The organism is Emticicia sp. 17c (assembly GCF_037153985.1).
In the GTDB taxonomy this organism is placed as follows: Bacteria; Bacteroidota; Bacteroidia; order Cytophagales; family Spirosomataceae; genus Emticicia.
The window spans coordinates 1-7,733 of the sequence record NZ_JBBAYI010000031.1; the positions used below are offsets into that span (position 1 = coordinate 1).

The window sequence follows — 7,733 nt, forward strand, 5'->3', positions numbered from 1 at the left end:
GATTGGCCTTCACTCCTTTCAGCACCTGACTCTTGCCGCTTTGCCAGATGATTTTTACCTGAGCGACCTCAGTGGTTTTACCCAAACCGAAATGGGCCACTGGTTCTACTGAGGACAGATAACCACGGTATGGGGTGTGTTCATAAACTTGTTTCTGCCCGTTGCCATACTGAATTTCGACCCATGCCCCCAAGCCCATCACATTGGGGATATTACCTTTGAACTGAACCCGAAGGTAGTTGCTTTCCTGTGGTTTAAGCTGAATGGAGTTGTTGCGATACACTGAGGCCGAATCGTTGATGTTGTTGACGATGTAATCAAGGTCGCCGTCGTTATCCAAATCCGCATACGCTGCCCCGTTGGAGAAAGAGGTTTGGCTCATGCCCCATTGTTCGGTTACGTCTTCAAATTGCAGATTACCCTTGTTACGAAAAGCAAAGTTTCTGATTTTTACTGATGGAATATATTCCAATAGAAAAGTAGGTGCCACCAAGTCGCTTACTGTCTGGCGATACGCCATAAAATCTAAATCTGTAATATCCTTCGGAAAACCATTCGTAATGAGGATGTCGCGCATACCATCATTATCGAAATCGGTTACCATTGGTGTCCAACTCCAGTCGGTTTGTGCTACACCTGCCAGCAAGCCTACCTCACTAAACATCGGCTGACCAGTTTTAGGGTCACGTCCTTGATTGATTTGAAGCGTATTACGTGGGTACTGGTATATATAATTAAATCTATCGTTGTTCTGAAAGGTCTGATAATTGTTGGCCATTGTCATCATTTTCTTTCTTTTATTGCTGAAAGGCATCATGTCGAGGGCTATTAAATCGACCAGACCATCGTTATTAATATCGGCTACATCGTTACCCATAGCCGAATAAGAAGTATGTTTGAAGTAATCATGGGCTTGTTCGACGAAGCCCGTATGCTTACCATCTTTATGTTGGTTAATGTAGAGTAAATCGTTTGTCAGAAAGTCGTTCGTTACATAAATATCTTTCCAGCCATCCTGATTAATATCAGTTATGTTAACTCCAAGTCCAAAACCTTCTACCAGAATACCTTCTTCTTTTGACACATTTGTGAAGTAGGCATGTTTTTTTGTTTCGTCCCAATCGTTCCGATAAAGGCGGTGTGTACGTTTTGAAGTGCCATCTTTCAGCGTCTGACGATACATATTCGGGATATTAATATCTTCCATCTGGTTCACCAGAATATATAAATCAAGGTCGCCATCATTATCGTAGTCAAAAAAAGCTGAGTTAGTTGAGTGGGTAGTATCGGCAATGCCATATTCTTGTGCCATTTCCTTGAACGACGGAATACCATTCCGTCCTACGCCCTGATTGACATACAATAGATTAGCCCTTTGGCCCGACACTTTTTTAACCGAAGTTGAAACATAAATATCAAGAAGGTTATCGTTATTAATATCTACTACACATACACCCCCGCACCAGCGACCTTCGCCATCCACTTTTGCTTCGGTAGTGACATCCTTAAATTTCAGTTCGTTATCCTCGTTTGTTCCCTGATTAAGATATAGTTTATTAGCTACCTGATTGCCGGTAAAGTAAACATCAATCTTATTATCATTGTTAAAATCGCCTAAAGCTACCCCTCCGCCATTATATATGTATTCAAAAGACACAATATTCATGGTATCATTTTCGGTGATTCTGTTCGAAAACTGTATGCCTGTTTCTTTGGAGGGCAGTAAGCTAAACACGGTGTCAGGCTTGCTGCTACACGAAAAAAACAGGGGAATCATCAATAACAAGAGTATTTTTCCAGACAGGAAATTAAAAGAGGTAAGTTTCATTATTAAATAGGGAGTATTGTATGAAAAAACAGAGATGGCTGTTAACCATCTCTGTAAAAATAAACTATTTTTTAAAAACTTGCGCCATAAATTTTATTTATAGGCTGGGTCTTGATCTAAAGTTGCTTTACCATCTTTTTCAGAGCGGTCGATGGCCTCTTGTGGAATAGGATAAAACTCATTTTTACCCTTCACAAATTTAGCTCCTTTTTTATAGACACGTTTTGTTGATTCAACATCGTTGTATTTGTTCAATACATCGGCTGCGATACCCCATCTTGATAAGTCGAAGAAACGATGGCCTTCCATACCAAACTCCAGACGAGTTTCGAAACGTACGGCTTTACGCGCCACTTCTTTGCTTGTCCAAGGAGTAGTATAATTTTTAATTACGTAGTTAGCCGCAGGCACCGGATTACCTTGTGCATCGAATACCAGAGTATAGGCATCGCGAGTGGCTCCTTGTGTAGCTTTTTGTACAAAACCTGCCGGATTTGCCGCACGCGTACGAATCATATTCACCAATTCTCTTGCTTTTTCAAGGCTTCCTACCTCCACTTCACATTCAGCTAACCAAAGCAGAATCATGCTATAACGCATAATACGGTAGTTGTTGCTAGTTAAGTTACCCCAACCATTTACGCCTGTAAATGCTTTAGAAGGAATATGTTTTTTAGGCGAGTAAGGACCTGCATAAGTTTGGTCACGGATAAAATCGACATTATGAATTTTGTAGTCGATAAACAAAATACCACGACGGCCAACGGTGTGGTCAAGACGAGGGTCTAGCGAACCAGTGTAAGGAGTGAAAGGGTCTTCCAGTTTTAAACCTTGGTCGTTTTTCACGTCCGAGTCATTGAAATTATCAATCAAAGGTAAACCATTGGCATCTGTTTTGAACGCATTTACAAGGTTTTGTGATGGCTGGTAGAAACCACAGCATCCCCAAGGAGAAGCGTAAGGGTGAGCCAGACCTACACCTTGATTGGCGGCATCGCCAGTTGCACTTGAAGAAGCAAACTGAACTTCAAAGATAGACTCAGCGTTGTTACGGGTGCTAGCATCAAAATTATCATGATAAAGGTCAACGAGTCTGTATTTACCGCTGTTCACGATTTCTTCCAGAATTGCTTTAGCTGCTGTTAATTTGGCGGTATTAGGCGCGCCTGTGTTTACGTCAAAACCCTGAAACATCAGAGCTTTAGCTTGAAAAGCCTTAGCCGCCCATTTAGTCGGACGACCTACCTGTGCCTGTGTAGCTGGCAAAACACTGGCAGCATCGGCAAAATCTTTTTCAATTTTAGCCCATGCGTTAGGGTCAACAGGAATTTTTGTACTTTCAAGGTCGTTCAGGTTGAAGGTAGCGTCATCAATGTAAGGAATGTTTTTCCACATTTTTTTCGCTTCAAAATGGAAAAGACCCCTCAAGAATTTAGCTTCAGCCAAAATCTGCGCTCTTCTTGCTTCGCTTATATCTTTTACATCTTTCAATGTATTGATAACGTCGTTGGTACGAGCTACACCTTTAAACAAACCTCTCCATTTGTTTTTAATGTGGTTGTTTGTAGGCTGGAAGTCCCATTTTTCAAGGAAAGACTCTTCGGGTTGGTCACCGGCGTCGGTTCCTTTATAGGCATCATCAGAAGGGATTCCACCGAAAACCCAGTTATGGATATCGTTCATCCAAGCATCTTGCCCGTCAAGGCCAGTACCATCTACCATTGCATAGGCACCTAATAAAACCCCCTCAACCCCTTTGGCTGTTTTTAAAGCAGTAGGGCTATATTGAGCTTGCGGTTCGCGGGTCAGGAAATCATCACTACAACCAATTGCAAATCCAATGGTGAGTCCTGTAGCCACAAATATTTTAATAATTTTATTACTTTTCATATTTGAATCGTATTTGTTTAATAGTAATTGATTTTTGGTTAAAATCTTAGAAACCAAAGTTAACACCTACAATAATTGTTCTCGATACAGGCATATATCCACCATCAAAACCTAAAGTATTGTCAGTTCCTGTCTGAATTTCAGGGTTAAGACCAGTATACTTTGTAAATGTTGCCAAGTTTTGCACTTGCAGGTAAATCTGTGCGTTATCTAACGCTGTTTTACCAATCACTTTTGATGGAAGTGTATAAGTTAGCTGTACGTTTTTAATACGGAAATATGAACCATCTTCGATGAAATAGCTAGACGGACGGCTACTTACTTGGTCGTTAGCATCCATAATAGGTACAGTACCTGATGTATGGTTTGGCTGCCAAGCATCGTATAAAGCACGTTTTGAACGGTTGCCTTGGAACGTGTTGAAGTCAGAGAAGTAACGAGTATAGTTAAATACATCGTTTCCTTGAGTTCCGTTAGCAAAAATGGTTAAGTCGAATCCTTTATAACCAAAGTTAAAGTTCAAACCATAAACGAAATCAGGGTGAGGGTTACCTATTACAGTACGGTCAGCATCTGTAATTTTGCCATCGCCATTAATATCAGCAATTTTGAATTTACCCGGTTTGTTGTAGTCTTCGTATTTAGGCCATGCATCTGCTTCAGATTGAGACTGGAAGATACCTACTACTTTGTAGCCATAGAATGATGAAATTGGCAAACCAGCTTGTGTTAAAGTAACAGCAGGTACACGAGAGCCATAACCAAAATAACGCGTATTCGGGCTAGCATCAAGTTTATCAACATTGTTTTTATAAGTTGATAAGTTAGCTGAAATGCTGTAACGGAAATCGCGGATATTATTTTTGTAGCTGATACCGAGGTCAAGACCTTTGTTGGTCATCTGGCCTACGTTAAATGCCGGCGCGTTAGCGTCACCCACTGTGAAAGTCAATGGAGTTGTGAATAACATATCTGATGTTACACGTTTCCACAAGTCGATTTCAAAGTTTAATTTACCTTTTAATAAAGACGCATCCAAACCTACGTTTGTTGAGGTTGTAGCCTCCCATTTAGCATTAGGGTTACCAAATGCTTGCGTGTCATAACCAATTGTTGGTGTAGTCTGGCTACCATCAATCGGATAACCCGCATGGAAGATATCAGAACGATACGTTGTATATGCGTTGTAGTTACCAATTTTCTGGTTACCAGTTTTACCCCAACCAAAACGAAGTTTCAGGTCGCTGATAAAGCCCAGGTTTGAAGAGATGAATTTCTCTTCTGACAAACGCCAGCCCAAGCTAAACGCAGGGAAAAGCGCGTTACGAGAAGCAGAAAGGAAACGAGACGAAGCATCATTACGGATGATGGCCTGTACTAAATACTTATCGTTATAGGCATAGTTGAATTTACCAAACTGAGAGAATAAGGTATAGTCATTACCAACTCTACCGTAGTTACCTACTCTGGTTGGGTCTCCTAAGTCTAGGTAGCTAATAATCGGTAAAGTTTCGAAAGCATAACCATTACGGGTTGCACCGAAATACTCACCAAATTGTTTGATGGCCTCGGTTCCTACGTAAGCATCAACTTTATGAATATTATTGAAAGTTTTGCTGAACGATAAAGTATTTTGCCATACCCATTGGTAGTCATAGCTTGTATTTGATTCAGAACCATTGTTGAAGCTACCTTCAATATACTCAGGGTTTGCACGGCTAATGTATTTACCGTTTTCAGTAGTGATGTCGATACCCAAACTGGTTTTGAAAGTCAGGAATGGAAGAATATCGTACTCACCGTAGATATTACCGAAACCTCTTAGTCTGTATCTTCTGTTATCGGCAGCACGTGCCAATGAAGCGTAAGGGTTTGAGTTGTTACCTAAGTTAGCCCCGCGTGAACCAGCAAAGAAACCGTTGATGTCATAAATAGGCAACAAAGGATGGTGTTTGTAAGAACCCGAAACAGCATTTTGTTCTTCGTTGTTATTGAAACCACCTTTGCGGTTATCGAACGATACCGTGAAGTTTTCACCAACTCTCAATTTCTTTTTAATGGCCGAGAACTCGGTGTTAGAACGGAGTGTATAACGGTCGTATCCGATGAACTTAACTACACCATCTTGTGAGAAATACCCCACTGATAGTGCATAACGGCTGTTTTCAGAACCACCACTAGCTGATAGCTGATAGTTTTGAATAGGAGCTGTTTGTGTTACTTCTCCCCACCAGTAAGTATCTGCTGCTTTTGTAATAGGATAGATATTATCAGGTGTTAATGAATATAAAGCTGGGTTAGTGTTGGCTGCACCTGCTTTACCTGCACTTGGAAACACATAGTCAGGAATAGTTACTTCGCCATTAGGCCCAAAAGTATACTGACCGTGTGAAGGAGTTTTACCCGCATATTTATCAGCCAGATAAAGGTACTCGCCAAGCTCTTTTGCATTCAATGACTGTACATTTTCTGATACTTTCTGAGTACCATAGTAAGCTGAGAAATTGATTTTTGCAGGGCCTATTTTTCCTTTTCTGGTTGTGATGATAACAACCCCGTTTGCCGCACGAGAACCATAGATTGAAGACGCCGAAGCATCTTTCAGAATCTGGATGGTTTCAATATCATTGGGGTTTAAGTTACCTTGATTTTCGGTTGGTATACCATCAATAATAAACAGAGGGTCATTGTTACCAATTGTACCAAAACCACGAATACGCACAGTTGCGTTACCACCCGGTGTAGCGTCGTTTACAATACTTAAGCCTGAGGCTCTACCTTGTAACTGTTGGGCAAATGTTGTAGCAGGAACAGACTGCAAGTCTTTTGCATTAACTGTTGTTACCGCTCCGGTGATGTCTCTTTTAGATTGGGTTCCGTATCCTGTTACAACTACTTCATCCAAAGCAGCTTCGTCTGATTCCAGGATAATATTTAAGGTTGACTGATTTGATACGACTACCTCCTGATTTTTGTAGCCGATTGAACTAACTACCAGAACACCTCCTGAGTTTGGAACGCTAACTTTAAAGCCTCCTTCAGCATCCGAGATTGTTCCTGTTGTTGTTCCCTTTAATGTAATACTGGCTCCCGGAATGGCATCGCCTTTGGGGTCAGTCACTTTACCACTAACTGATTTTTGTGCAAACGCAACTACGGACATTAGCCATAGTAGTCCACAAAACAGAGTACCCCGTATAGGCACAAAGTAGTTTTCTTTCATACGCTTTGTTTTGTTTGGTTTAAAAATAAAAATTAGATTACTTAAAATTTTGGGTGTGTGGAATAAGACTGCACAGTAAAACTGGCAGCCGAGCATTGCTTTTAATAACATACAGTTATTATGTACGGTACAACGAAGCTAAACTTCTTTCGGAGTTAGCGTTACTTTCAATCGCATACAGTTATTACAGGGGTTACACACAAGGCTGAATAAATTAGGTTATAGGTTTTGTATTATGCCTTGTATGAGCATTTGCAACCTGTTATTAACAAGGATGCAGGAGTATTTCTTATGGTTTAGTTAATTAGTATTTAAATTTAAAATAGGTTATTAGTAATTATGCAATAAGGGGTTTACTAGGCAAGAATTAATTGCATAGGCTATATGAGTATTTAGTTTAAAATTAGGTTATTATGTATAATTTGTAACACCTCAAAGATTTTTTAGAATTATCTTGATATAGGTATGTGGCACAAGTTATGTATATACTTCGATTATTCCAAATTTTTCTATTTATTTTATAAATTTTAATCTCATTATAATTTATTTAATTAAATATGAAGGCATTTTTTAAATAAATTAATAATTATTTCTGAAACCCTTTCCGATTTATGCTCCTATACGTAAAATGACAAAACTTGTAAAATAAAAAAGAGAGTAAGCGTCATGATTATGGCTTACTCTCTTTGCTTATTTAAAAAACTACTTGTTTAGGGCTTAACTGCTCTTTTATTCCCCTTGTTATCTATGATTTCTACTTGCTCCACTCCCTTCGGAATGTACAAACGCCGT

The 7,733-nt window shown here is 39.9% G+C and carries 3 protein-coding genes; all 3 read right to left on the reverse strand.

Going from position 1 to position 7,733, the window contains the following annotated elements:
* Positions 1 to 1,828: CRTAC1 family protein (locus WAA15_RS24145; RefSeq protein WP_337045427.1), on the reverse strand; the 1,828-nt coding region annotated here is incomplete at its 3' end.
* A 93-nt stretch (positions 1,829 to 1,921) separates the two neighbouring features.
* Positions 1,922 to 3,718: a RagB/SusD family nutrient uptake outer membrane protein gene (locus tag WAA15_RS24150; protein ID WP_337045428.1), complete on the reverse strand. Its 1,797-nt coding sequence runs from the start codon at positions 3,716 to 3,718 to the stop codon at positions 1,922 to 1,924.
* A 46-nt stretch (positions 3,719 to 3,764) separates the two neighbouring features.
* Positions 3,765 to 6,941: a SusC/RagA family TonB-linked outer membrane protein gene (locus WAA15_RS24155; protein ID WP_337045429.1), complete on the reverse strand. Its 3,177-nt coding sequence runs from the start codon at positions 6,939 to 6,941 to the stop codon at positions 3,765 to 3,767.
* Between the last annotated feature and the right edge of the window lie 792 nt (positions 6,942 to 7,733).